Source organism: Methanosarcina sp. Kolksee, from assembly GCF_000969945.1.
Lineage (GTDB): Archaea > Halobacteriota > Methanosarcinia > Methanosarcinales > Methanosarcinaceae > Methanosarcina > Methanosarcina vacuolata.
Genome location: NZ_CP009524.1, coordinates 2,103,490 through 2,130,406 on the forward strand (window position 1 = coordinate 2,103,490; position 26,917 = coordinate 2,130,406).

General features: G+C 36.7%; 26 protein-coding genes and 1 pseudogene. 10 read left to right on the forward strand and 17 right to left on the reverse strand.

Annotation, left to right across the window (positions count from 1 at the left end; all coding sequences use genetic code 11):
• Nucleotides 1-27 precede the first annotated feature (27 nt).
• The 8 genes from MSKOL_RS08720 to MSKOL_RS20055 all read right to left on the reverse strand — a co-directional run bounded on the left by MSKOL_RS08720 (nt 28) and on the right by MSKOL_RS20055 (nt 2,233).
• Nucleotides 28-216 (reverse strand): DUF6011 domain-containing protein, encoded by a 189-nt coding sequence (locus tag MSKOL_RS08720; protein WP_048155311.1) that lies wholly within the window; start codon nt 214-216, stop codon nt 28-30.
• Nucleotides 217-417 (reverse strand): hypothetical protein, encoded by a 201-nt coding sequence (locus tag MSKOL_RS08725; RefSeq protein WP_048155315.1) that lies wholly within the window; start codon nt 415-417, stop codon nt 217-219.
• Nucleotides 414-797, reverse strand: coding sequence for a hypothetical protein (locus MSKOL_RS08730; protein ID WP_048155317.1), 384 nt, complete (start codon nt 795-797; stop codon nt 414-416). Before MSKOL_RS08730 ends, MSKOL_RS08725 begins: the two co-directional genes overlap by 4 nt.
• A 135-nt stretch (nt 798-932) precedes the next feature.
• Nucleotides 933-1,175 (reverse strand): hypothetical protein, encoded by a 243-nt coding sequence (locus tag MSKOL_RS08735; RefSeq protein ID WP_048155320.1) that lies wholly within the window; start codon nt 1,173-1,175, stop codon nt 933-935.
• Nucleotides 1,176-1,281: 106 nt separating this feature from the next.
• Nucleotides 1,282-1,536, reverse strand: a complete 255-nt coding sequence (locus tag MSKOL_RS08740; RefSeq protein WP_048155322.1) for a hypothetical protein — start codon at nt 1,534-1,536, stop codon at nt 1,282-1,284.
• A gap of 111 nt (nt 1,537-1,647) precedes the next feature.
• On the reverse strand, nt 1,648-1,821 hold the full coding sequence (locus MSKOL_RS20045) for a hypothetical protein (RefSeq protein ID WP_156151015.1): 174 nt from the start codon (nt 1,819-1,821) through the stop codon (nt 1,648-1,650).
• Nucleotides 1,818-1,961: a hypothetical protein gene (locus MSKOL_RS20050; protein WP_156151016.1), complete on the reverse strand. Its 144-nt coding sequence runs from the start codon at nt 1,959-1,961 to the stop codon at nt 1,818-1,820. The genes MSKOL_RS20045 and MSKOL_RS20050 overlap by 4 nt, the downstream gene beginning before the upstream one ends.
• 98 nt (nt 1,962-2,059) lie before the next feature.
• The gene (locus MSKOL_RS20055; protein WP_156151017.1) at nt 2,060-2,233 is read right to left on the reverse strand and encodes a hypothetical protein; all 174 of its coding nucleotides are present in this window, start codon (nt 2,231-2,233) and stop codon (nt 2,060-2,062) included.
• A gap of 1,086 nt (nt 2,234-3,319) precedes the next feature.
• On the opposite strand from MSKOL_RS20055, the gene MSKOL_RS08750 reads away from it, so the two are divergent.
• Entirely contained in the window at nt 3,320-3,676 is a 357-nt protein-coding gene (locus MSKOL_RS08750; RefSeq protein WP_048155329.1) for a carboxymuconolactone decarboxylase family protein, read from the forward strand.
• A 1,586-nt stretch (nt 3,677-5,262) separates the two neighbouring features.
• Here MSKOL_RS08750 and MSKOL_RS08755 read toward each other — a convergent pair.
• Nucleotides 5,263-6,579 carry an acyltransferase gene (locus tag MSKOL_RS08755; protein ID WP_231592559.1) on the reverse strand — a complete coding sequence of 439 codons (1,317 nt, stop codon included), beginning with the start codon at nt 6,577-6,579 and terminating at the stop codon, nt 5,263-5,265.
• Nucleotides 6,580-7,400: 821 nt separating this feature from the next.
• Complete coding sequence (locus MSKOL_RS08760; RefSeq protein WP_048155337.1) at nt 7,401-8,468, reverse strand: phosphatase PAP2 family protein; 1,068 nt, start codon at nt 8,466-8,468, stop codon at nt 7,401-7,403.
• A 490-nt stretch (nt 8,469-8,958) separates the two neighbouring features.
• Between MSKOL_RS08760 and MSKOL_RS08765 the strand changes: the two are divergent.
• Nucleotides 8,959-10,070: pseudogene (locus tag MSKOL_RS08765) on the forward strand (ISL3 family transposase).
• Between the two features lie 279 nt (nt 10,071-10,349).
• Here MSKOL_RS08765 and MSKOL_RS08770 read toward each other — a convergent pair.
• Complete coding sequence (locus MSKOL_RS08770) at nt 10,350-11,177, reverse strand: methylthiol--CoM methyltransferase (protein WP_048155339.1); 828 nt, start codon at nt 11,175-11,177, stop codon at nt 10,350-10,352.
• Nucleotides 11,174-12,277, reverse strand: coding sequence for an MtaA/CmuA family methyltransferase (locus MSKOL_RS08775; protein ID WP_048155343.1), 1,104 nt, complete (start codon nt 12,275-12,277; stop codon nt 11,174-11,176). Before MSKOL_RS08775 ends, MSKOL_RS08770 begins: the two co-directional genes overlap by 4 nt.
• A gap of 1,075 nt (nt 12,278-13,352) precedes the next feature.
• Between MSKOL_RS08775 and MSKOL_RS08780 the strand changes: the two genes are divergently transcribed.
• From MSKOL_RS08780 to MSKOL_RS08800, 5 genes are all read left to right on the forward strand, one after another.
• On the forward strand, nt 13,353-14,294 hold the full coding sequence (locus MSKOL_RS08780) for a glycosyltransferase family 2 protein (protein WP_048155346.1): 942 nt from the start codon (nt 13,353-13,355) through the stop codon (nt 14,292-14,294).
• A complete protein-coding gene (locus tag MSKOL_RS08785; protein WP_048155350.1) occupies nt 14,272-15,165 on the forward strand; it encodes a lysylphosphatidylglycerol synthase transmembrane domain-containing protein in 894 nt (297 codons plus the stop codon). The genes MSKOL_RS08780 and MSKOL_RS08785 overlap by 23 nt, the downstream gene beginning before the upstream one ends.
• A gap of 270 nt (nt 15,166-15,435) precedes the next feature.
• Nucleotides 15,436-15,699: a hypothetical protein gene (locus MSKOL_RS08790; protein WP_197078861.1), complete on the forward strand. Its 264-nt coding sequence runs from the start codon at nt 15,436-15,438 to the stop codon at nt 15,697-15,699.
• Nucleotides 15,700-15,726: 27 nt separating this feature from the next.
• Complete coding sequence (locus tag MSKOL_RS08795; protein ID WP_048155363.1) at nt 15,727-16,311, forward strand: class I SAM-dependent methyltransferase; 585 nt, start codon at nt 15,727-15,729, stop codon at nt 16,309-16,311.
• Nucleotides 16,312-16,535: 224 nt separating this feature from the next.
• Entirely contained in the window at nt 16,536-18,740 is a 2,205-nt protein-coding gene (locus MSKOL_RS08800) for a hypothetical protein (RefSeq protein WP_048158247.1), read from the forward strand.
• 293 nt (nt 18,741-19,033) lie between these two features.
• Here MSKOL_RS08800 and MSKOL_RS21040 read toward each other — a convergent pair whose 3' ends face one another.
• The 4 genes from MSKOL_RS21040 to MSKOL_RS08825 form a co-directional block, all read right to left on the reverse strand.
• Nucleotides 19,034-19,567, reverse strand: a complete 534-nt coding sequence (locus MSKOL_RS21040; RefSeq protein ID WP_369799541.1) for an isoprenylcysteine carboxylmethyltransferase family protein — start codon at nt 19,565-19,567, stop codon at nt 19,034-19,036.
• Nucleotides 19,568-19,790: 223 nt separating this feature from the next.
• Nucleotides 19,791-20,420 carry a matrixin family metalloprotease gene (locus MSKOL_RS08810; RefSeq protein WP_082091077.1) on the reverse strand — a complete coding sequence of 210 codons (630 nt, stop codon included), beginning with the start codon at nt 20,418-20,420 and terminating at the stop codon, nt 19,791-19,793.
• 369 nt (nt 20,421-20,789) lie between these two features.
• On the reverse strand, nt 20,790-21,350 hold the full coding sequence (locus MSKOL_RS08820; protein ID WP_048158248.1) for a YqhA family protein: 561 nt from the start codon (nt 21,348-21,350) through the stop codon (nt 20,790-20,792).
• Between the two features lie 619 nt (nt 21,351-21,969).
• Nucleotides 21,970-22,959 (reverse strand): transposase, encoded by a 990-nt coding sequence (locus MSKOL_RS08825; RefSeq protein WP_052725393.1) that lies wholly within the window; start codon nt 22,957-22,959, stop codon nt 21,970-21,972.
• A gap of 133 nt (nt 22,960-23,092) precedes the next feature.
• Between MSKOL_RS08825 and MSKOL_RS19260 the strand changes: the two genes are divergently transcribed.
• The 3 genes from MSKOL_RS19260 to MSKOL_RS08835 all read left to right on the forward strand — a co-directional run bounded on the left by MSKOL_RS19260 (nt 23,093) and on the right by MSKOL_RS08835 (nt 25,313).
• Complete coding sequence (locus tag MSKOL_RS19260) at nt 23,093-23,290, forward strand: type II toxin-antitoxin system HicB family antitoxin (RefSeq protein ID WP_231592629.1); 198 nt, start codon at nt 23,093-23,095, stop codon at nt 23,288-23,290.
• The gene (locus MSKOL_RS08830) at nt 23,287-23,463 is read left to right on the forward strand and encodes a type II toxin-antitoxin system HicA family toxin (protein WP_231592564.1); all 177 of its coding nucleotides are present in this window, start codon (nt 23,287-23,289) and stop codon (nt 23,461-23,463) included. Before MSKOL_RS19260 ends, MSKOL_RS08830 begins: the two co-directional genes overlap by 4 nt.
• A 929-nt stretch (nt 23,464-24,392) precedes the next feature.
• Nucleotides 24,393-25,313 carry a pentapeptide repeat-containing protein gene (locus tag MSKOL_RS08835; RefSeq protein WP_052725394.1) on the forward strand — a complete coding sequence of 307 codons (921 nt, stop codon included), beginning with the start codon at nt 24,393-24,395 and terminating at the stop codon, nt 25,311-25,313.
• 262 nt (nt 25,314-25,575) lie between these two features.
• Here the strand turns inward: MSKOL_RS08835 and MSKOL_RS08840 are convergent, their stop codons facing one another.
• Entirely contained in the window at nt 25,576-26,781 is a 1,206-nt protein-coding gene (locus MSKOL_RS08840; RefSeq protein ID WP_048155375.1) for a hypothetical protein, read from the reverse strand.
• Nucleotides 26,782-26,917 lie beyond the last annotated feature (136 nt).

Sequence of the window (26,917 nt, forward strand, 5' to 3'; positions counted from 1 at the left end):
TTTTGAAAAAATAGAAAAAGTAGAAGTTTAGAAAATAAAGGAGGTTAGGGATTCCTGCCCATGTTCGCCTCTTGCTATCCCTGTTTTGAGTTCTTGCTCTGCTTCGGCTTGGTGTTTTTTGAGGCATACCGCCCCGTACCCGATAGATTGAGCTTTGGGATTTTTGAGAGCGCGATTGCAACGTTTACAATGAGAATAGACCAGGGGAGAGGGCATTTAGAACACCACCGTGACGGCTGAGATGGTGGAAGCTCGGTGACCTTTTAGAACCTGGTTGTAAAAGGTTTCAGGGTTTCTGAAAGGTTCTCCGAGAGTATCCGCGTTGAATATTTTCATAAGGGCGGCGACTTCTTCTTTTTCGTCCTCAAGAAGGAGCCAGTAGGAGGCAGGGATTAAGCCAAGACTGTTGTGTCTCATGCTATCGCCCCTGTTATTATTGACTTCCAACACAGACTTTTTACGCCGGTGAATTCTGGCAGTGGGACGTTTCTGGCTGGGACTCTGAAAAATAGGAAGGGAACTCCGGCAGTATGTACTAGGAAGATATATTCCCCGTTATTTTCGATGAGTGCCTTGTGCTGCTCTTCGTTGAATACGAAGCGTCCTGAGCGTGTGCCGCCTGAGTTATTAGAGTCTCTTACATGTTCCTGGCAGCTCTTAATTTCTACCCGCACTCCGTTTATGGTTGCATCTATCAGCCCTGTGTACTCTAGTTTTGCGCCAGGATAGAGTTGTTTTATTATGTTTTCCATTGTGCAGCCGTTTTGAGCTGCTGCGGTCTGGGATTCTGTGGTCACTTATACCACCGCCTGGAAGACGACCCATTTTATGATATGACCGCAGGACGGGCAGGTGACTTTTTCCTCTTTGTCTGATGTTGTACGGTGTGACTCGCCACCGAAGCCGCATTTTTTACAGTGTAATAGGGGCATTTAGATCGCCCCCAGGCAGAGAAGGACACCACGGATAGAGAATATCCAGTATATGAGGAAAAGGAAGGCTGTTGTTTTTGCTCCTGCTGTCCAGGAAGTTAGAGCGAGTAAGGGATTTGAAAGGCAGAAGAAACCCTGAGCTGCAAGATTGTTGCCTTCTGATAGGAAGATTGCTCCTGAGAGTCCGCAGATGGTTGTGAGGACTTCTAGGGAGAATCTGGAGTGTGAAGCCTGGCAGTTCATTGCTTACCCTCCTGGAGTTGTGCGACGTAGCAAACTATGGTGCAGAGTATGGCTAATGTGAGGAAGCTGAAAGTCCCGAACACTAGGAAGATTGTTCTTAGAACGTTCATTGTTCTGCCTCCTGTGGAATGTGGAGGTTGGCAAAATCCCTGTAAATTCTAGCTTTTTCTGTGAAGCCTGCATTTTGCAGTTTGTGAGCTTCCCAGAAGAAGGAATATTCACAGTCACAGCATAGTACTATTCCGAATTCGTCTTCTGTGAAGTCCTGCTGTAGTTCGGAGTATACCGGATTGCTGCATATTGCGCAGGGTTTCGGGTCGGGATCGCCAGGAATGAGAGTATCAGGGTATATGGAGATCACTGCCTCACCCCCTGAGAAACGTATGCATATGCAAATTCTCGGTAGAGTCGGGCTTTTTCTATGAGGCCGAGTTTGCAGAGGTCCACGCTTTGGGGGAAGATTTGGCAGATGTTAGGCTGCATTTTGCAACGCCTCCAGGAAGGTTTGAAGGTCTTGAGTGTTTGAGTGCGTGGGTCTTGGGATTGATTTTAGGAGGGTTCCACAGCGAGGGCAGGACAGAAGGGTATATGTGTCCCTGTGCTCTTCGTGTGGCTTGCCGTTGAATCCACAGATTGAACAGGTCACTGTATCACCTCCTGCTGGTAGAGTGCGTTCAGGTTCGGAGTTTGAAACAGGTTTCTTGTGCGTTCGGTTTTCGAAAGTTGAAGCTCGGATATGTGAGAGTTGAGCTGTACTTTTCTGGTTTTGTGGACTTGGGTTCTCACAACCCCACCCCCTTAAGGAGACAGAGGCAGCACCAGAGCATGAGAGCTGTAAGGTCGATGATGCAGAGAACTGAGTATATGCGAGTGTAGGCAGACATTTAGACTACCCCCTGCGCTATGAGGTCCGGCCTTCCGGCGGTTAGTATTGCTGTGGCTGCACAGCTTGAACATAGACGCTTTCCGTTTACGCGCGGGTAGGTTACTGGAACGTGTGTCTGGCGGCAGCATTCGCAGAGTTCGTATTTATAAGGTAGACGAATTTTTGCGCTCATGCCTTCGCCCCCTTAGGCATGAGAAAAACGGGACGGCCTGTTTGGTGACCTGCTTTTTTAGCTGGCCTTGTGAGAGGAGTTTTAAAAATCGCCCCGCAATGATTGCATCTGTAATTTTTTGAGCGGGATCTTCTGTAGATTGGGACCTTGTTACAGACAGGACAACAGGCTACATTTTTGTCTTTGAACTCTAAGAAAGAGTTTAGGCGTTCATTTGCGTTACTTGTTGAAACTATTTCAGAGCTTGAGCTCTCGGTTGATGTATTTCTCATTGTTTACGACCATTCATTAGTCTAGAAACTCTGGTAAAATTCCTAGCTAAACTGTAGTTGGTATTTTGTTCTATAAAAGCTTATTTATGGGAAGGATACATTATAAGAATTATAGCTGTTTTGTCGGCCTACTGGTAATAGGTCCCTGGGCTGAGAGGAGGGAAACTTTTTTAGATGTTTGCGACCGACCTTCTCCAGAACATTAAAGGGTTTAACTTCAAATCAGCTAATTAGTAAGGCGCGGGCGGGTGATTTGAACTTTTAGAAAGTTCACGTCTCCCCCTCAGCGTTAATTTACTGGGAATATTTTGAAAAAGAAATCTGTTTTTTATTTGTTAACTTGATTAAATTCTGTTATGGAGTCGCGGCACTTTTAGGTGATTTATGACCTCCCTGGCTCGGCTACGGCTTAAATAACAAAAGCAGAGAACAAAACCATAGTATATACTAAAAAGTGTAACTCTAAGCTAGAGTTCATTCAAAAACCTATAGTTGTTTCTCTAAACGTACATGATATTCTTCGAATAACAGGCACAAATGTATGAGTACTTTTTACTACTTTTCACCCACACTTTTTTGATTATTGATCCTGTCATTACCTTGAGTAGTAAGGTTGCCCTAACTATGGTTTTTCAAACCATTGCTAAACTGAGCAGTGAATTGCCATAGAAGGCTTAAATTTGAGAAGGAGCAGAAAATCAAAAGGAGCATCGTTTTTGACACAACCTGATAAGTTAGTTTTTGGATCAGTTTAATTAAACTAAATAAATACTTAAGTAGAGTTAGAGTAATCCTATTATCGGGATGTGACTACATGGATAAATTCGTCAAAGATAAAATAAGTCAAAGTATAAACGATAGAAAGCAACACCATTCTCAATTTTTAGAGAATTGTAGTACTTATAACTCTTTTCTTGAATTAGAAAAGAAAGCATTTGAAGCTGGGTGCCTTTCACGGAAACATAAGGAACTAATGGCTCTATCTATTTCTATTGTTACTAAATGTGAACCCTGTATTGAATGGCACGTTCAACAGGCTTGTTTAGCAGGTGCATCAGATAAAGAAATATATGAAACTATAGATGTGGCCATCGAGATGGGAGGAGGGCCAGCTGCTGCTTACTCACGATTTGCATTAAATGCATTGGATTTTCACAAAGAAAAAAAATAGAAAACATAAATTTACTTAGCGATTAATTAAAATCTGTGGGATATATTTTAAGAAAATAGGGAGTGATGCATAAGTCACAAGTTTTAAGATTTGCTGGGTGGAGCCTCCGCAAAAAATGTGTCAACATATTACTGTTTTTTATCCAGTATTCGTGTAATAATATTTAGCAGTTTAAACAGAATATAAAACACAAGCCATATCATAAAAACGAGAACTAAAAGGTTCAAAATAAGATTCATGTGATCCACCCATTTTTTCCAAAGATAATAGTTTTTAAATATAAAATTGAACTTATTTTTTGAGTATAATACATGTTTTAGTATATAACTACTAATTTTATAACATTTATAGTATTTAAAGTTTTATTTAATTATTTTTTTAAAATAATTAGATAATATGTGTAAAATGAATAAAATTCATGTGTTAATCTATTAAACCCCTTGAAAAATGAGTAGTTTTTTAAGGGATATTAAATCTTATTTGCCCAATTAAATATAGTGTCAGCCCTCCCCCCGTTAAGGTACATTTATTAAAGGATCTATTTGCTGTTTAAAGGATATAAATACTTTAATTGGTAAATTAAACGTTGATTTTTCCTTACTTTTAACATTGGATTTTGTATGGATAAAAATGACATCAGATGCCTTGTTCATAAATAAACATAAATTGTAAAAGAATAAAGTATTTATCTCGCTCTCTTCTTGATTTAAAAGAGTATTATAGATTATTTATCTAAAAAATTGATTTTTAGAGTGTACCTTAATTGGGGAAACTCTATATGCATACCTATTATCCAAAATAAGCATTGTATACCCTTAGTTTTAGTACTTATTTGGAAGGACCCTATAATCTATAGAATAATACAAAAATAGAATATGTTAACGACCCTATAGTCACGAGGCTAAATAATGTAACTGCTCTGAGGTACAATGAAGTGTTTTGTTGCAACAATTACAGGCGTGACTATAGTTAAAAAGTGTAAAATTAAATAATATATAAAATCTTTTAGGGTTTGATTAAAAGCTGTGGAACATATTTTAGATAATCTTCTTTTAATTCAGTTTGTAATGTGGTCATAGATGTCTATATCTTCTTTCTGAGAGTCTCCCCGGAATTCAGAGATTATGGGTCTGGGACAACCTGCACGCCTTAGCTAGGCCGTGAAGAAATACCGTAAGCAGTGCGGTATAAATTTTTCATTTAGGAATGATTCAAATATAATATCAAGGGTTTTTGTTGCCAAAAATGATTATTTGGGAAAATAGAACTATACATCAACTCCCAAACTAAAAATTTGAAGGAATATTTTTATTATTCCTTAGTTTCCCCTGTGGATTATGGGAGCCTAAACGATGGACCTGTTCGGTTGGACCGGACTCGAACGAGACAGAAATAAGGTAAGTTAACCTTCTTGATTCATCTCAGTATCTTCATTATAATTCAGCCTTCTTGAGAAAAGCGAAGCATAGCAAAAATGGTCCTGTCCTCCCGAGATGAGATTCGGGAGACGAAACACGGGAATTAGAGATTTCAGTTCTGAATTTTGAAACTCCGATTTTTTTCACAGGAATTTTTCTACCAGACATTCACTTGCCAGAGCTATTTGAATAACCTCTAAAAGGAAAGTCTTTGTGAGTCGCTTTCTTATGAAAAAGATGCTTTTTCAAATTTAATTCCAGAATCTGCAGGTTATACGAGATAACGACCAGGAGAGGTAGCGCTATGAAGATAAGGATTACATCATGCAGGAGTGGATTACTTATAAAGTGCGTCACTGAATTCCAGAGCGCCAGAAATGGCCTGTGGAACAAATAGATACAATATGAAGCTGTAGCGACATACGTAAACGCAGAACTCAGGGAGCTTGAAAATTCATTATTGATAAATTTCATTGCAAATCTGTATTCCAGAACACAGAATATTATAACGAATAAGTTAAGAAGCACAGAATCAATGATGAATTTTAAGATCAGGTAACTCAGGCCCAGTGAATTTGCCATATTTCCTAGCATCGATATCACTGTAGAAGACCCTATCGTGCCACTGCCTGCAGATTCAATAGTAAATGTAGTCTTTGGGTCCAGGAGAAGGGTTGTTCTCGAGCCCAAAACGATAACCAGTACCAGCATAACAGGGAGGGCCGCCAGCAATATCTGGACAAAAGGATTTTTCCTGTTAATCATCATTGACTTTTCAAATAGGCTTTCCTTACAGGTAAGAATCCCAAAAACGAACATTGGGAAAAACGTATAAAAGCGGTACTCAATAATGTTAAAAGTTCTCGAGACTAACAAGCACCCGAGAAATATGAGAGAAGAATAAAGTAAGATCTGTTTTGAACTTTTTGAAAGCATAATGATAAGCGGGTAAATTGCGTAGAAAACAATAATTAAACCTACAAAGTATAATGTCAGCATTGGGGACGCATATGCAGGGGCAAGAAAGATTTGTAGTCCCAGTACATGCATGATTAGATTGTGAAAACTAAACACATGTGCGGCATTGGGAAATTCAAAACCTGAGTTTAGCCTTGGAGCAAATATAAAGAACACAAGTGTAAAAGCAGCAATCGCTGCCCAGTAAAGGGGAAAGATCCTCAGGAGCCGGTTTCTGTAGAAAGACAATACGTTCTGGAACGATTTTATTGAATGGTTGTTATAATATAACAAATATCCACTCATAAATATAAAAAGTCCCAGTCCCATATTTGCAACAAAAGGATCAACGGCATAAAGAGCTAACTTGAGATAAGTGAAAGATAAAAAGTTACTTAAGTGAGCCGGAATAATCATCGCTATTGCTAAAGCCCTCAAGAAATCAAATGCAATTATTTTGTTTTTCATAGTCTCAATTCCTATAAATGAAATTTCATGTAGATGTGAATTGACCTCTGTAGCACCCATTTACTGGCAAGCCAACTTACAAATATAATTGTTATTTAATAATCATACTTGTATTAAAAATGTACCACTTCCCTTTCTATATAAATTCTACTATTTTTTTATTTACTTTTCGATATAATAAATACTCCGACGCTAATTTTTATATTTATTGCTACAGGTAAAATTTGGGTCTTGAAGATATATTAAATCTTTCGTATCTTCTTCAAATTGAGTGGAAATCTCTCACCTTCCACTCACTGAGCTTTTTTCTCTAATGAGTTGAGCCAGAGATGGCATCTCAAATGTACTGCCGACTCTATCACATATGTACTGATATGTACTTACCCCCAGTTTCTTTGCTGTCTGAACAATCGTCATAAATGTGTCATTTGCCTTGTTCCTTCCTCTGTATGGTTTGAAGGCTCACATCCCTTTTTCTGACCTTTGCTCTCTACGCCAGTTACACTGCATTGTTATGCGGCGGAACCTCTGGCAGAACAAGTACCTTTAACAGCTATTCCTTGTTCTCCTTCGTCTTAGCGATTCTTTCATCCAGCTGTTCATATCCGATCTTGGTAGAAAACAACTGATCAAACTTAATGGATAATTGCTCCGCTACCTCTGAATCTGGTTTTATGGCAGTGTGCCAATTATTCTGTAAAATCACAAAACTCAAAAAGTTGCAGGGTCGAAAATTCCATGTCGGCAGATCAATTATCGACAAGTACGCAAAGACTTGACTTCAAATTTACAGCAAATTTGAGACACTGCCTAATAGATTTCTACTTCACCGCGTTCTTTTTAATGTATTTCGACTCCACCGAGTCCGTTTTGATGTATTCCTACTCCATTCCGTGACCTGGCTGCTCAAGAGTTCCTTTCCGGCTGCTTAAGAATTCCCTTTCTCTTCTATACAGGTTGAGCTTTGTGCAGATAACTACAGACACCCAGATTGTAGATGCAGGTATAAAAGCTTTCAAGAACTCGATGAGTGTCGGACCAAAATAGGCTGCAGTTTCAATATTCTCGAACCCGGTACTCAGAATAAAGCTTGAGATCCCGAACAGCAGAAACGCAATAAATATCCTCAAAACTCTCTGTTCGGTACTTCCAGCATCATCAGGGAGCCCTCTTCGTATAATCAACACATATGCCGCATTCGTGCCGAGGAAAAAACCCGCTGCTTCTGCACTTATCATAGATGAAGCTATAAGAACAAGAGGGATAACAAACATAACGAAATATAAAATTAGGTTCTTGCGTCTGAGTGCAAGTTCAAAATTCTCTTTCTTGAAAAAATCATCTTTCAGGGAGCTTTTGAGAAAGAAGGTAAAAGCAGTCAGGAAAAATAAACCTATAATAGCTCCTCCAAGAATATCTCCCAGGAAATGTCTTCCAAGGTACATTCTCGATAAAGCTACAAGCAATACTATAAAAGGAGCCATCATTTTGATTTTCCGGCTGTTGAAAATCGTGGAGCTTCCTCCCCAGAGTGCAGTCGTAATTGCAACATGCCCCGAAGGGAAACCGAAAGGCGACGGGGAAAGTGTTTCTTGAAGACGGAAGGTTTCGAGAACTTCTTTATCGGGAAGTTGGAACACACCATCAGGTCCACTCCCATTGAAAGGGGACGTGCTTTTCACTCCGTATTCAAGGTTCAGTACTCTATTATCTACATAATCCGGCCTCAGAAAGGCGATTACTGTTTTAATGATCTCGGTAATCAGCCCTGTCCAGATTAAAAGCTGGAACAGAAGAAAACCTTTCCGGAAACTAATCCCGAAAGTTACGATAATTACTATGGAAACTAAAAAAGCCGATGATCCCATTGAAGTTATCAGAATCATAAGGGATGTAAGCCAATCGTTTCCAAGGGATTGCAGGTAGAGTATAGGTTCAGTCTGGAACAAGGGATTTGACTCCTGATTAAATATTTGTCTGCAGATATACTCAGTTTTATCTAAAAAGTCCCTGGTTAAACTGGATATCTGGAATAAGTAAAAAATTTAGATTCGTTTCGTATATTTGTTTCGTATATTTGTTTCGTATATTTGTTTCGTATATTTGTTTCGTATATTTGTTTCGTATATTTGTTTCGTATTATTGGGTTTATGACAATGTATTCTGGAGAACTATTTTAAATTTGTATTGTTTCGTGCCTGTGTATAGCGGGTATTCTCTTCAGGGTCAGATAATTTTTGGCTCTTCGCTGTATAATATGGGTAAGTTATTATATTAGTAATATAATATAAATAAGTATTATATTATTTAGTACAAATAACTGCAGGAGTTTGATATCCCATTTGCGAAAATACATTTGAAATACCTTTGAATGTCAAAGAACCTTGGCAAATAACCAGTACTGAATTTGATTTAACATCTGAAAAACTTAATATTTGGATTGATTTCACACGTGGTTCCAAATTTCCCTGTCCTAAGTGTGGCAAACTAAACTGCTCAGTTTATGATACTAAGGAAAAAGTGTTACGGCACATTAACTACTTTCAATATTCTACATATTTACACTGTAGAATTCCAAGAATAGAATGTGAAAAATGTGGAGTTCTCCAAATAAAAGTTCCATGGGCTCGCGAAAAAAGCAACTTTACTCTTCGAATGGAAGCTCATATCTTGGAGCTCTCAAAAAGAATGCCAGTGTTACAAATTGGGAAGTTGCTTGGAGAAAATGACACGAAACTTTGGAGAGTCATAAACCATTACACTGACAATGCAAGGTCTAAAGAGGATTTATCGGATGTATGTGTTGTTGGTATAGATGAAACTTCATGCAAGAAAGGACATGAATACATAACTCTTGTTGTTGATATAAAAGATTCAAAAGTAATATTTGCTTGTGAAGGAAAAGACTCTTCGACTATTACCAGTTTTAACAAAGATCTGCAAGATCATAATGGAAACAAAAGCAACATTAAATCGGTATGTTGCGACATGTCTCCTTCATATATCAGTGGAATTTCTAAAGAATTTCCAGATGCAAAAATTACATTCGATAGATTTCATGTTATGAAGGCAATGAATGAAGGATTAAATGAAGTAAGGATACAAGAACAAAAAAAACCAAGGAACTCAAAAATACCAAATTCATATGGACTACTAACAAGGAAAATCTAACTGATAAACAGAAAAAAAAGCTTTTAAACCTCCAAAATAAAAAACTGAATACATTCAGAGCATATAATATAAAAGAAAGTCTTAGAAAGTTCTGGGAATGCAAAAGCCGAGAGGAAGCTGAACAATATCTAAAAAAGTGGTATTTTTGGGCAACTCATAGCAGATTAGAGGCAATAATTGAGGTTTTTAAAACCATTAAAAGTCATTGGGATGGAATTCTAAACTACTTTGATTCCAGGATTACTAACGGAGTTGTGGAAGGCATTAACAGTATTGTACAGTTAATAAAAAGAAATGCGAGAGGGTATCGAAACACTCAGTATTTTATTACTATGATCTATCTAAAATTAGGAAAGTTAGATTTTAAACCACCCATATGAAATGACGAAGAGCCTAATTTTTTTTAAGTTTTTTACTGAGTAAAATTACTCTTGTTAGATTACTGTTTCTTCTTTATGGATGTGTAAATTTTCACTAGCAAGAGGAGTATTCAACCAAAATATTTGAAAATTGAATCTGACGCTATTTTCACTTTCCAGCATTCTTTATTTGTTATCGTAGAACGTTTCTTTCCCGATATAGAGTTAAATAAAAAAATTATGGTTGAATAATAAAAATAAAAAAGAAGAATAATAAATAGAGATGGAAGTAAAGTAGAATCAGTAAAGTTCCTGACGGGCTTCTTTCCAGCTCTTTCCTGCACAGATCTTCTTTGCGATTTTTACTGCGTCAAGTGGAGTTTTTCCATATATTGAGTTACTAAAGGTCTCGACGAAATTTCTGTCGATTGCAGCCCCGCCACAGGCTACGGGAACATCTTCAGAATAAAGGATTTCTGCAAGGTCTTTAAGGCCACCTTTGGTTGTGCTCATGAGAGTTGTTCCGGTAACAAGGTCAGCATTTGTTGCCTTTACGGTTTTAACGGCTTCTTCTACCGTTACATCACTCCCCATATCAACTACCTCGAAACCATTTGCTCTGAGAATGGCAGCTACAATGTTCTTGCCTATATCATGCACATCTCCTTCAATAACGAGGGACACTACTTTCCCCCTGGAGGGGACTTCGCCTATCCTTTCCTGGCAAAGTTTCACTCCTCCTACAAGTGCTTCATTTGCCAGCAGGATTTCAGGTACGTAGCTCTCTCCTATGTCGTAAAGCTCACATACGGTCTGGATTCCCGGCATAAGGGCATTTAATACCAGGTCTGTAGGATCTCTTCCTGCTGCAAGCAGAGCAGTTGTGAGGTTTACTGTTTCGGCGCTGTCCCCCTCGATCACTGATTCTGCCACGGCTGCATATTTGGGATCTTTCGGCATGTTCTGTTTCTTTATCTGGTCGACAGCAGTTATTTCTTTACTTTTGTCTCCAATGTCAACCCCAAGGCCGATCATGATTCCTTCGTCAATGAGTTTTTTAAACATGGAAGGTTCTTTCTCTTTCATCTCGAATATCTTCTGAACCGCAACGTCGATGTGCCTGATCATTCCTGCACCCCTCCCAGCACATTTTCTTTCATATTCCTACCGATACCGACTCCAATCTGCCTGACAAGATCTTCAACATCATCGCATTTCGGGATTGGGGTTTCTTTACAGGCTCTAACATACGCTCTGAGATTTTCGAGGGAGGTTCCATATGAGACCCCACATGAAGTCCCTACAATATCAGCTCCCTGCAAAATGCATTCCCTAGTTCTGTTATAAACCTGTTCGGGGGTACCGTTTGGCATCAGGTCTATGACATCCAGACTTCCGAGAATGGACATATCGTTGCCCATTACCTTACGGCAATACCAGACTGGAACGGCATCAAAGGAGAAGCAGTCAATTCCACTTTGTTTTATATAAGGCAAGAGTTTACTGGTATTTCCGCAGATGTGCAGGATCTGAGGGCAGCTTATTTCCTTTGCTATTCTTTTGTGGGAAGGAAGTATAAATTCCCTGTATGTTTCCGCAGAAATCAGGTCCCCAGAAGCCGAGGGATCAGCGAGGAAGATGATATGTGCCCCGTAAATAGTCTGCAACTTCCCGTAAGCTATCACGAAATCGGTTGCTGCTTCAATGAAGGCATGGGCTTTTTCTGGGTCAGTCTTTGTCCACCTGGATATATTTTCAACACCTGCTATGTGACCTGCTACCGTAAAGGGGGATGTAAGTCCTGGGATTATAGGGAGCATGCCATCGTAGCGCTTTCTCAGTTCTTCGATTGCCCCGAGCACTACCGGTATTCTTCCGGCTTCTTCCAATTTATCGGGCCAGGTTATATCTGAGGAGTCTGTATAAGCAGGGCCAGTTACAGGAGGCCTGTCCGGTTTATTCCAGTCAAGTTTGCACCCAAGAACTTCTGCTTCGAGAGAAATATCGAACTGTGGACGTGCAGCCTCAATGCCGCAGACCTCATAGGGAGCGGCTGCAAGGTCTGCCATCATCTTGCTGTCAAAGTGGGCTTTTGGCCAGGAGGCATTGCATATCTGCATCAGTTCGGTTGTGGTTTGAGCCAGGGGATTTGCAGGGGGTACATAGTCAACCCTGCCTCCAAGCACTGCTGCCAGAACTCTTCGGGTTGGAGTCATTTCACTTACCATGCTATACATCTCCGTTTGATCTGCATTTGATATCAACTGTTCATTATATATTTATATGTTTTATTTTGCAGTTAGATCACTACAGAATGCGTTTTTGAATGCTACCCATAGGGTAAAAGAAGTAGTGGTCTGTTGTCAGGTAAATGCCTGTAATGTCTTGTTTTCACGATCCTTTTGCAAGTTTTTCCCGAGTTCCTGATATAAATAAGAAAACTATTTTCTTTTGTGCAAGATCCCACAGTTTTACATTGACATATATTAATATGGATATTTCAATATTTAACTGGATGCTGTTAGCACAACATAGAAAAACTTATATATTTCTCAAAGTTGTAATATCAATTTCTTTTGATAGTGGTCTTGTTTTATCTGATCATGGAAATGTTTCTTACAAGAAGAATGAAAAGTACAGTTTTTCCTGTTAAAAAGACGCTATTTGAAAAAGATATAAAATAATTTTTATAAGATTATAATTAAATCTTAACTTTTATATGAGAGTAATTTTATTGTTTTTAAGATAATTTCGAGGAAAAACTTTTGGTGAAAATTGAAGAGTTTTTCTACGCCAGTAATCTTTATCTAGGTTCATTTTATAGAACAAGAAACTTCAGAGATGAATTCATGCGTCTTCGGTTAAGCAAGGAATAGTGATAAATTGAGTCTGTTTTATAACTTAATAAAAGAATTTGCTAAGTTATAAGCTGGAACAGGGTATTGATTTCATGTAAACAGGCCAAATTTAAAGGCTGGTTTCTAATGCAAGATCGATAGCTTTCGGGCAAGAAAATTCCTTAACCGAAGATAAATGGAGATGCATTAAAAATTGATCTAAAAATACATAAATAAGTTCTGTAGAGACTTCAACGTGGCTTAAAACATGACTAAAAATATAAAACATGACTAAAAATACTGTTGTAAAGAGGCTTTGTTCCAATTTGCTGTCAATTTCAATTCAAATCTTCCTCTATTGAAACTGGCTCTAAATTAAAGTTTGAGATGTATTCGTTTGGTTTCAGAGACTCCTTAAACTACAATTTTACAGTAAACTGAAACACTGTTTAGGAGAAAACGGTAAATGTCCGATAAATTAGATCTCTCAATCATAATCCCGGTTTTCAATGAAGGAGAAAACGTAGGGGAATTATATAATCAATTGACTGTAGTTCTTTCCAGATTGGGAAAAGCATCTGAGATTATTTTCGTAGATGATGGATCTATGGATGATACTTTTAAAAAGTTAAAAACAATCAAAGATAGCAAAATTAAGATTGTAAGATTCCAGAGGAACTATGGAAAAGCTGCGGCTCTTTCCTGCGGTTTTAAGAAATCACAGGGAAATTTTGTTATTACCATGGATGGAGACCTGCAGGATGACCCCAAAGAAATCCCGAGATTTCTTGAAAAATTAGAAGAATATGATATGGTCTCAGGCTGGAAGAGTAAAAGACATGACCCTGTTTCAAAAACCCTTCCCTCAAAATTCTTCAACGCATTAACTCGACATATCACAGGAGTCAAAATTCATGACTTCAACTGCGGGTTTAAAGGTTATAGAAACTATGTCGTAAAGAATATAAGATTATATGGAGAATTCCATCGTTATATTCCAGCTCTAGCTCACTGGAAAGGATACACTGTTGGAGAAATCGAAGTCGAACACCATCCTAGAATTCATGGAAAATCAAAATATGGATTTGAAAGACTACTTAAAGGTTTTCTGGACCTGATCACAGTCACATTTTTGAACCTATACAAGAAAAGGCCCCTTCACATCTTTGGAGGTATCGGCTTCTTACTAATACTCTCAGCAATGATCATAAACCTGAACCTGGTCTCGCTATGGTTCAGGGGTATCAAGATAGGAGACAGGCCTCTGCTGATGTTGAGCATATTAATCACAGTTCTTGGAGCTCAATTTATTTCCCTTGGCCTGATCGGAGAACTGATCACAAACTCCAGAAATAACGATGATTATATTATAAAGTACGATAGCTATGAACTGGAAAACAATAGGTAAAACTGTAGTCAGTTTGGGGCTAATGTTTTACCTGATAGCCAAACTTGACCTGAGGACAATCTACGAGACCTTTACCCAGATGAACCTGGAATTGCTTTCGCTCTCGTTACCTTTTATTGCTCTGATGTACCTGATAAAAGCGATAAAATGGCAGTCTCTACTTAATTGTATAAATGTCCAAATTCCCGTAAAAAGGTCGCTTGAAATAATTTTGATGGGTAATTTTTATGGAGCCCTTACTCCGGGCAGGGCAGGAGAAGTTTCAAGAGCCTTTTATTTAGATGCTGAAAACTCCAGAAGCATACCAACCGTAGTGATGGACAGAGTCATAGATATGGTCTGTCTCCTGGTTTTAAGTGTATTATCTATAGCTTTATTTTTTAAGGATAGATATCTAATCTATATAATGACGCCAATGATAATGATTTTTGTCGCAGGTATTTTTGTTATTACAAATGAAAAGATCGTAACTCTTATTTTTGGGATATTTTCGAAGAAAAGCGAATTTAAAGAAAATTATATTCAAACGATAAAACAAATCACTGGAAATAAAAAAGCTATTTTTTCTGTTTCTGCATTGACTCTTGGGTATTATTTACTCAATTTATTTGTATACTGGATAGTTATAAAATCCTTAAATCCCTCATTAAACAGCTTACTTACCTTTTCCCTTCCAATAGTAGTAGTTCTGGGTAATTTTCCAATTTCCATATCAGGGTTTGGAGTTAGAGAGTTCGTAAGCGTTACAATATTCAAGTTATTGAATGAAAGTTCTGCATATGGTTTTTCCTGTTCTATCGTTCTATATTTCTTGACTACACTATTACCAGCGATATTTGGATTCATGCTTACTTTAAGAAAAAAACCTTAAAATTTCAAGGCAGGTTAAATTGTTATAAAAAGGACATTGGGAATGGATGTTGAGAACGGACATCAAGAGCGGACATAGAGAATGGACATAGAGAACGGACATCAAAAACGAATATTGAAAACGAATATTGAAAACGGATATTGAAAACGGACATAGAGAACGGACATCAAAAACGGATATTGAAAACGGACATAGAGAACGGACATCAAAAACGAATATTGAAAACGGATATTGAAAACGGACATAGAGAACGGACATCAAAAACGAATATTGAAAACGGATATTGAAAACAGACATCAAAAACGAATATTGAAAACGGATATTGAAAACGGACATAGAGAACGGACATCAAAAACGAATATTGAAAACGGACATAGAGAAAGGATATCAAGAAAGGATATCAAGAAAGGATATCAAGAAAAGATATTGAAAATGGACATTAAAAATAAGTCAAAACAATTGACACAAATTCAAAATAATCGGGCTATTAAGAATAAAAAGTTAAAACTGAATATTACGAAAAAACAAAATTAAAAACGCGTGTTAACCAGGTGGGGCTAAATGGATCAGAACCAGAGTAGAAATTACAAAAAATACAACTCAAAAAATCCGCTTATGGGCGTAGTGATATCCAATTTTATGAAAAACTTAAAGGAAACGGCCGCTCCTTTAAAAAATATAAATAATGTTATTGATATAGGCTGTGGGGAAGGATTTGTCATTAACTGCCTTAATTATCCAAAAATAACAGGCGTTGATATTTCCAGAAATGCTCTGAGAATTGCAAAGGAGAAAAATCCAGAATGTGAATTTTGTTCAGGCAGCATATGTGACATTTCGTTTAAAGAAAACAGTTTTGATCTTGTTATAGCAACCGAAGTACTGGAACACCTCGATAAACCGGATTTAGCCCTTCAGGAGATCCGGCGAATAACCAAAAATTACTGTATTCTCAGTGTGCCTAATGAACCCTATTTCCGTGCTATGAATTTCTTACGGGGTAAAAATTTAACACGTTTTGGGAATGATCCTGAACATGTTCAGAACTGGAGTTCAGGAAAGTTTGTGAGTTTAATAGAAACTTATTTTGATGTTCTGGAAGTTCGAAGGCCGTTTCCCTGGACTATGGTTCTATGCAAAAAATAATTATTAATATTTACTTTTTACAAACGTAATCATTTTAAGAGTATATGCATAGTTTATTAAAATAGAGATATATATAGATTATTAAAATATATCTTTTACTAAAATTTACTTTTTGATAAACTTTGTATTTTAATAGCATTTGCCTTTTAATAACATTTATATATTATTCAAAATTTATTTTGAAAAAAGAATAAGAGATATTCAGGAAATTGGGAGACAATTTCGTGGAAATAAGAAAAACATCTAACCCGGAAAAAAACAAAAGTCTTAAGAATAAACATTTTTACAACTCATTGGAATATTCTCTGGTGGGAATCTCATATACTCTTTTGACAATTATTCTTACTTATCCTGTCCTATTTAAGATAAAAACCGATATTCCTGGAACGGGAGCAGATTCGTTTCAGTGGATGAGAATATTATGGTACACAAAAATAGCAATAAAAGAAGCGGATTTAGCAGCTTTGACGCATGACCATCTCCTTTTTTATCCGAATGGCATAGAATCAATGCCCTTTTCATCAGCCTTCAATCAAATGCTATATGTATTGCTGTCGCCCTTTTTAGAACTGCATGTCATATACACGATACTATGGCTCTTAACTTTTATAATAGGGGCTATTGGTTCGTATCTCCTGGTAAAATATCTTACTGATAATAAATATGCTGCCTTTATTGCAGGAATTGTATTCGCATTTTCCCCGTACCATTTTTCTAGAGGACTATACTTTTTTGGGGCAGCAACAGTTCAGTGGATACCCTTTTGTGCACTGTATCTCATGAAAACAGTTAAGGAAAAAGGAATCAAGAACCCGATCCTTGCAGGAATATTTTTCATTCTGGTAACAATGAGTGATCTGCAGTACCTGATCTTTATGGGGATCTTTGCAGGGTTAGTATTCTTCTATGATTTTTACCTGACTATCAGTTCCGGGAAAAACTTTACTCATTCTGTGAAACAAATAATTATAAAATACTTCATTTTTGGCGGGGTCGCTTTTCTCGGAGTACTGCCTTTGACCATTAATGAGATACTCACTGCCCTTTCAAATCAAAACTTCTTAAAGCCAAACGCAAATGAAATTCCCAAATTATCAAATGATTTGATGAGCTTTTTCCTCCCATCTCATCTACATCCGTTGCTCGGTCAGTTTACCGTAGACTTATATTCGAATATACAAAGCTGGCCTGCTGAACATGTGAACTTTATAGGATATATTGTCCTCGGACTTTCAGTCCTTGCACTCCTGAAATCAAGTAGAAAGCCTGATATAAAGTTCTGGTTAGTATCTACGTTTTTCTTTACAATAATTAGCTTAGGACCCATTTTACACTTCAATGGAGCGGTTGCTTTCACGGGCTCTAACCTGAAAATTCCACTTCCATATCAGATACTATACAACACGGTTCCTTTCCTGAAAAACTGCAGGACAGTTGGCAGGTTTTTTGTTATCGCAACCCTTGGGTACTCCGTCCTGGCAGGGTATGGTTTTTCAGAATTACTGAAATATAAGCCCGATAGAAAAAAGCTTATCTTTACAATAGTGGGTTTCCTGGTGGTTTTCGAATACCTGGCTATTCCGTATCCGACCACACAGGTAAGTGTTCCTGACTTTTACTATAAAATTAGTAACGATGAGGATAACTATTCGATGCTCGAAATCCCACAAAACTCTAACGCAGGATATATGGATTTTCGGTACCTGTACTATCAGACAATTCACAATAAAGCTCTTGTCGGTGGATACGCAGCAAGATATCCGGCCAACGTTAGTGATTTCCAAAGGAAGACTCCGTTTATTAAAGAATTACAGTATTATTCTCTAGGAACTAAAGATATTTTACAGGAAGATGTTACTGATATAGGTACGTCTGTCCTGAATGCCAATAATATAAGGTATGTTATTGTCCACAAAAACCAGTTGTCCAGTGAGCAGCTTGAGTTTATAACCAATTTACTGAAAAAAACCCTTAAAACCGAACCTGATGTATACGAGGAAGACGAGCTTATTGTTTACCGTGTTCCAGATGAAACAATTCAGCCCTTCATGCTTTTAGGTACAGGGTGGAACCGCCTGGAGAATTGGGACGGCACAATGACCAGGTGGATATCAAACAAGGCTACATTATCGGTTTATTCAGGTGTTGCTGAAAATGCAGTATTGAAAATCAGCGCATGCAGTTTACATTCACCAAAGACGCTCGAGGTTTATAATGGCAAAACTCTCCAGAGTAAACAAAATATCAGCACTAATTTAAGCACAGTAAATATTCCTGTTACCTTAAATCAGGGAAAGAATGTCATTCTTTTGAATGTACCTGAAGGCACAGAAAGACCATGTGACTTTCCGGAACTAAAGAATAACGACACAAGAGCGTTAAGTATAGCAATTCAAGGGGTTGAGTTAATTGATTCGTCTGCAAATTGATTCAAAGCCTATCCGAAAAGTAAATAATACATATTGAAAAGCAACGGTAAGTATAGAATACTAAGAGTTAATCACTGGTAATCTAAGAGTTAATCACTGGTAATCTAAGAGTTAATCACTGGTAATCTAAGAGTTAATCACTGGTAATCGGTTAAGGAATTTTCTTGCCTGATAGCTCTTGATTTTGTATTTAAAATATATAATACCAATCGGATACAAATTGGCCATCAAAAATTTTGCGCTGAAATTTTTTTGATGGCCAACCATTAGCTACTTTTACGGCTCTATATAACTTACCACAAAAATGGAATTAATCTATAACGAACTTTTTGACAGTATTCTGTATAGCCTTGTAGATTTTTGGATAGAAACTTTTCTTCATCAAGAAGTCTCCAGAGAATTACCAGCGTAAGGGGAATAAATGTAAGTAAGCTCCACCACGATCCAAGCGCGAGAGGAGTGCCTAACATAATAATGAGACCACTCACATACAGTGGGTGCCGAACTATACTATACGGTCCAGTTGTTATTACTTTTTGATTGGCTGTTACTTCAACAATTGAAGATGCAAAAGCGTTTTCTCTGAAGACAAGAAAGAGTAAATAATATCCTGACACTACAAGAACGTCGCCAAGAACTACAATATAGAAAGGGACGTGCGACCAACCAAAACGATGGTCAAGTGCGGAAATAACGAGAAAGGCAATAAATAATAAGATAACAAAAAAATGTGTAATCTTCTGAGTCTTTTCTTTTTCAGCGCCTGGCCCCGCATTAACCCTACGAGCCAGAAGTTCAGGGTTTGTTTTCCATAAATTAAAAGTAATTCTCGCTGATTATACAACAAATATAATTGAGTAAACCCATGCTTGCCAAAAATTAAATGAACCTGCAGGAGTGAAAAGGAACAAAACAATGATGGCAATAAGTTCTACAAAGCTAAGCAGAGTTTTTATTTTCAGGCTAGAAGTGACTGTGTTAGCAGTATTCATTTAATTAACTCCCCTCTATTGTAGAAGTTACAGCTGGTAACTATTTTCGGATAAGCTCTTATTTAGCAACACGTCCTAATATATAGCTTACAGAGAGGAAAACGGCAATAGCAAGAATAGCGTAAATGGCAAAAAGCAAAAATGAACCGTACTTGCTCAGGATAGGATTTGTGTTATTTATCTGCTCATTTGTTGGATACATAATGTCCTGCTTGTCATTGCTGTGATCCAATCCCAGCGCATGCCCCAATTCATGTTTTGCAATGGCGAGCATTGCAGTATCAGTATATGGGACCCACTCTCCCCATTGAGAAAATCCAACTCCAAGCGTTATATCTATGCGTATAAATCGCCCATCGATAATATATGGAATGGCATCACCTGCAACTCCAGGAGGAACATCCTGTTCTTTCTGCAGGTCTTCGACCCATCTTATTCTGATATCAGCTTTTTCGGAATCCACAATTTTAAAAACAGGGGTGTAATCCAGTTTTCCATTTCCTCCTTCTGCCCAGTAATTAAGAGCTTTTTGTACATGTGTGTAATAGGTAGGAATATAATGTGGAGGAACACTTTTGTTATCTATATATACGGTTATAGGGGAATGATCCCAGGGATTATCTAATATTTTTGGATAATTAAACTCCGAAGCTGCCTGAGCAATAGGCAAAATAAGTACCGTCAACAACAGTAAAAAGAGTAATCTTATTCCATGCATACTGTTTCGGGTAATATAAATCTGCCTCCATATTATAATTATTAAATAATCCTTATTAAAATGATCCTGAGAACTTAATACGATATTATCAACAAAACGCAATTAAAAGTAATTGCTGATCTACACAGGAACTAAGAGCGATCTGCAAAGAAGAAAAGTGAGATAATTGATCTGACTTCAGTCTCTCTTTTTGTTTGTTAACCAATTTAAAAGTGAGACATTTATCTGACTTCAGTCTCTCTTTTTGTTTGTTAACCAATTTAAAAGTGAGACATTTATCTGACTTCAGTCTCTCTTTTTGTTTGTTAACCAATTTAAAAGTGAGACATTTATCTGACTTCAGTCTCTCTTTTTGTTTGTTAACCAATTTGATTCGCTGTTCACAGAGGTCACTTCGCCTATGGTTTTCGTTTGTTCCTCTTCACTACTCCCTTTGCTAATATGTGAGCGTACTTTCATGAAGTAAGCCAGGGCTGCAATGGGCAGGGCATAGCCTATTCCATATACCGCTAAATCTGTCTCTTGCGGTTCAAAGATAATGCTCAAGAAGTTAACCCCCAGTACAACAACAGTGAGTCCAACCAGGTTCAATTCTAGCTCTTCAATATTGCTTACTTTCACCCATTCAGGTAAAGGTAGCGGCTGGATAAACAACTGGTATAGCCCGAAAGATGTAAGGAAAAGCACCGTACCCACTAAGAAGAGGTGTACAGTCTCCACAATTTCAACAATGATACTCCCTTCTGGACCTTTTTCTGACATTCCGGTAATGAGTTCTCCAATGAAGTGAATAATATCTATGCCGCCTTTAACAAATAAGACACAAGCGGCAATCGCCAACCCTATCACTGGAATCAGTACGAAAAAACGCATTCCTGCAATAAACCTTACAACTTTCATCGGCAGACTCCTTCTTGCTTTCCCCAGATGACCAGTATATTTGGTTTCTTTTCTTCCATTCTTAACCCCCAAATTGAATGGTTGATATCTCGGTCGGCGATTTAAAGCAGCCTTCCTAAGTCTGATAGATAAATTTAGATTTTTTTCCTCACTATACCCCATTTTTTCTAACTATTGTATCAGTAATCCAGAATACATCTGAATTTCATCGTGTTGAGCAAAAGTAACAGTGGAAGGAGGTGTAATCGTATTTTGACTGTTTTGATTTAGAAGTGCCACTATATCTTGAATTTCGTCGCATTTCATGTAAAAACACTAGCATGTAATTTTATAATAATAAATATGTAAATTATTAGCAATGAATGTAATAGAAAAGTAAGTTCGAAGTAGAGGTAACTGAACTTGCTCGTGGACTTATTCCACTGGAATTTTGGACGGGTCGTGCATAGAACCCTATAATTCAACAGTTCTCTCTTTTTTATACTGATTCACTTTATTTTTAAATACTTTACTCGTTATAGCGATAATATGTCCGAGATCACTAAGATCAAGATAACAAATAGGAGTTACGCAGTTGGCTCCTAGCATATCGTTTTTTCCAAACTTACAAATATCTGAATTAATTTAATGTGTATAGTGGATTATTTAAATATGCTGTCACTGCGACTCTTCTAATTTTCATAGCACTTTCAAACCAGGATATTCCACTTTTGATTCTTTGTAATTCCAGTCTGAGAAAAGCTCTTAATGAGAACATTATATGTGCTCTTTGTGACTCTTCCTTTCTTGCCTGACATTTCTCCACACCACAAAATTGCTTTATCCCTCTATGATATTCCTCAATTTTCCATGACTTCTTTGCCAAGTCTTCACGTTCTGCTTCATCCATCTCCTGCACATCTGTAACCCAGTGTTGCGTGTCTCCATCTTTTGAAACTATCCTAAACACCTTTACAAATCCATATGCTTTGAGGTGAACCACACGTCCTTTTGGTGGAATATCTACTGTTTCAAGTGGCACATTTCCTTTATTGTCGGGATTTACCAGACGATTACTTTTTAACCTTGTAAGTAAATGCCATTCTTTCTTCCTGATGGCTTTAAGGTTTTTCACACTTGCATACCATGTATCAAATAAAACGAATTTGGGATTAAAACCACGTTCTTCGGCTTTGTCAAGCATATCACGGAAATGGTCATTCTTTGTTTTGTCGTCTACATCGATGTTATAAATTCGAAAATCGATAGGTATAACGGTTGTACCGTTAGTCCAAACTAAGGTAACCAGACCTATTCCCTTTACAGTACGATGATGTTTTCCACTCCACATACGACGAACAAAAGCCATTTCTTCTGCGTATGGTTTATCCAACGTTGAATCATCAACAATTAGGTATCCTTCCTTAAGCTTGACATAACTTTTTACTTCCTCCCATAGTGCTTCCGTGTCTGGAGGTTGTCTTTGAAGGCAACGAGTAAAAGCATCATGAGAAGGAGCAGCTACGTTTGGATAACATCTAGCAGCTTCAGTACAACTAAAAACGTTAGAAGCAGCTATGAGAAAATTAATGTAGTAAATGTCGGTACACTTAGGTGGATTTATGTCCATAACTCCGTATGTTTTTAGAGGGATACTAAACCATAATTATATTTTTAATGATATGAAGCTTTCGGCATTTCAACTGCGTAAGTCCTAACAAAGAAGGTGATAAAAGACGCAACTAAAAGAATTCCTTGTAATTATTGAAAAAAGTGAAGATGGTGGCTATGTAGCTTTTGTTCCGGATTTACCCGGATGTCATACACAAGGAGATACATTGGAAGATATAAGAAAATACATTAAAGATGCAATCCAGCTTTATCTTGAAGTCGAAAAAGATTATTTAGATGAAGAACCTACAAAATTTGTGAGTGCTGAAATGGTTCAGGTTGAAGTATGACAAAAATTAAACCTATTTCACATAAAAAATTAATCAAAGCACTTGAGAAAGTTGGTTTCCAACCTGTCAGACAAACCGGCAGTCATTTATTTATGAAAAACCCAGATGGTAGAACTACCATTATACCAATTATTCAAAAGAAATTAAAGTTGAAATCATCAACGCAATTTTAAATGAAGCGAAAATTTCAAGAGAAGAATGGATAGAATTAGTTCGAAGTTTGATTATTTTTTAGTCTTCTTTTATCCTTCAAGTTAGGTATTTTTGCCCAACCTCTTCAAAAGATATAGTAAGGTATTATCGTTATTTGAATGCGTTTTTATTTTTCTTTTTGTAGTACTTATTCAAGTTCAAAATCGATATCATTAGGTGCTATTTAAATGGAGTATATGTTTCGATGTATTTTTTACATTTGATGGGGGGTTATCGAAGGAAACAAGCATATTCCGATAAACATTAGAACAATCGAGAAAACAAACACATAGGCAATTGTGGAAAAATCAGCCTGAAATTGACAATTTTCATTATAATAATCAGACAATAAAACAGAAACAACGTTTTTTATATTACAACTTTTAACAAAGTTATATCAATCTTGCATACCAGAGGTATTTTGTAATTTTTCAGAAATCTAAAATTCTAGAATATCAATAGGTTTTAACATGAAACCTATGACACTCGAAAGCAAATTTACAGAACTTTCAGTACACTACCAATAAAGCCAATAAAACCGAGATAAAATCGATACAATTTTAAAAACTCGATCCTAAAAAAAGATGTCTTTCTACAATGGGAATTTGATTATTATTTATATAGGGCATTTTTCGTGATAAGGGGAAGAGAGTATGTTATTAATAGAGGAGTTGAAACAGCTTGTAGCTAACACAAAACAAGATGTAAAACAACTCTATCTAAAAATGAAACAGTATCCTTTGATTAGTCTGCTCTTTATGATTGCAGTAGTGCTATTAATAGTGATTCCGCATTTGCAAGTATCTGGAATAGATAACGCTACAGTACAATATTCTCAAGAAAATCAAGACCGTGCAACTCTAGCTCAAATATTTGGAGGTGTTGCTATTGGTATTGGGCTTTACTATACATGGAGAAGAATTGGGATAGCCGAGGAACAGCTAAAAGCTACTCAGATAAATCTAGAAGTAACTCAAGAAAATCTCAAAATTGCTCAGAAAACCTCATTGTTTCTCAAGAAGGGCAGATTACTGAGCGTTTTACTAAGGCTGTTAATCAGTTAGGAGCAATAGATCAAAAAGGGAACCCAGCACTTGAGATAAGGTTAGGTGGAATATATGCCCTTGAGAGGATAGCGAATGAATCTGAAAAAGACTACTGGCCAATTATAGAAGTTTTAACAGCTTACATTAGGAAGAATTCTAATTATAAAGAAATTCCAGATGCAGAAGAAGCATCTTTAGATATTCAAGCTATTCTTAATGTTATTAAAAGGCGTAAATCGTTCTTTACTAATGGAGAATCTATTGGTTTAGATCTTCAAAAAACACTTTTACGAAAAGTTGACCTTAATGGAGTTCACCTTGAAAGAGCTGACATTAATGGAGCTCATCTTGAAGGAGCTAATCTTAAAGGAGCTAATCTTAAAGGAGCTCACCTTAGAGGAGCTCACCTTAAAGAAGCTAACCTTGAAGGAGCTAACCTTGAAAAAGCTGACCTTAATGGAGCTAACCTTGAAGGGACTGAGCTTAATTTTGTTCACCTTGAAGAGGCTTACCTTTTAAATGCTCACTTTGAAGGGGCTTACCTTCTAGGAGCTTCCCTTGAAAAAGCTTACTTTAAAGGAGCTAGCCTTGAAGGAGCTCACCTTCTAGGAGCTAACCTTAAAGGGGCTAAAAATTTATCACTTTACCAGCTTTCAAAAGTGAATACACTTTACAAAGCAACATTAGATGAAAAGCTTCTCGAACCATTAAAAGAGCAATTTCCAATTCTTTTTGAAAAATGTAAAATTATTTTAGAGGTAACAGAAGTACCTGAGACAGAATAAATTAAAAGTATTTTTTAACAGTAAAATTACTTTTTCACTATGGCCTTTTTTGGGGTGATACCAGCGTAGCTGTCATGAAGCGCAAAGTAAGCCAATGCTATCTGATAAAATCTTTACGGAAAAAGAAGAATTCAGACTGGGATATTCAGAAAATCTTGATTTTCTGCGGCTGAAAACAAGGGTTACAGAGCCGATTCAAACTTGGTTCCATCTACTTTGCGGGTGGTGACGTCTACGCTGGTACTACCCCAATATACTGTATTTACTGGCTAGAATCAAACCATGGAGTTTGATGAATGCATTTCTTAATAGATTGTTCAAGACTATCAAAACTTATTATATAACCAGAGTCGATAAAATAGACATGCTGATAAAAAAGTTTTAGTCCTAAATCAATGCAATCTTTTGACATTTTACTATCAATTTTTCTCTTATTTACATCTTTAGAGACATGGAAAACTTTGTTCCTCATACTTCTCAAATTCTGGGCTTCTTGCGCTGTCTCTGCATCAATTAGTTCCTTTAACAAAAGTTCATCTATTTTTATTTGTAGTGTCCAATTTCGTGAATTGTTATGTAAATATTTTGAACTAAAATTATTATCAACCATCATTTTTTCCCACATTAAATTAAGAGTTGCTTCGATAAACATCCATGTGTTAGCAAAAGCTAATAAGAAATCGTTATGAAAGTGATAATATCGTCCATATCCTAAAAAAACAAATATATCCCCTGCACTTAGAATTTTATTTTCTTTTATAGATTCCCAGATAATATTTACTGTAATAAATAATTGGCCAAGATCTTTCATATCCATTTGTATAACTTTATATCCTGCACCTCTTAATAATGCTCTTTTAGAACATAATGTTTTAATGTCTTCTTTTACTACTCCGTTTGTAAAGGTTTTATCTGAAAAAAAGGTTAAATTCGAGGAAGATATAAGTTCGTAATCATGAACAAAATCAAAATGTATATTAACAATGTTAAAAATTGATATTAATTTATTACAATATTCCAATGTTTCGCTATCTTGAATTTCCTTGTTAAGCTTAAGATATCCATTATTAAAAATAACTTCTGAGTCTAATAACTTACACTTGAAACGTACTATGCTTTTATCTAAATCAAATACTTTTATTCTTGGAGAAAGCTTAAAAGCAGTACACACGGGTTCAATCTCGACTATAACTTCATCTTCTTTATTTAGACCTCCAATATTTCTAAAGTTTTGTAGAAATTTATCATAATCTTCCTTTCCCAAAATTATTGGTTCTGCTATTCCATCCACAATTGCAACGTAGTTATATTCATTAGTAATTATCTCAGTTTTATTATCTTTCTTTTCCTTAGTCAGTTTATGGACAATCCCCTTATCCTTTAAAAGATCAATAAATTCTTCTCTGCTAAGAATTACTTTATCTATCTGTTTAACGATTGCTAAGCTTCCAGAATCCTCAGGATCCAATAATCTCACCTTTGAATATGCTTTATCCTGAAATAATTTCGCCTAATAATATACATTATGTAAAGATTTAATTGTAAAACCTATTCATTTTGCTCATATATCTGTGAATATCATAACAAAAAATCTGAGGTTCCGT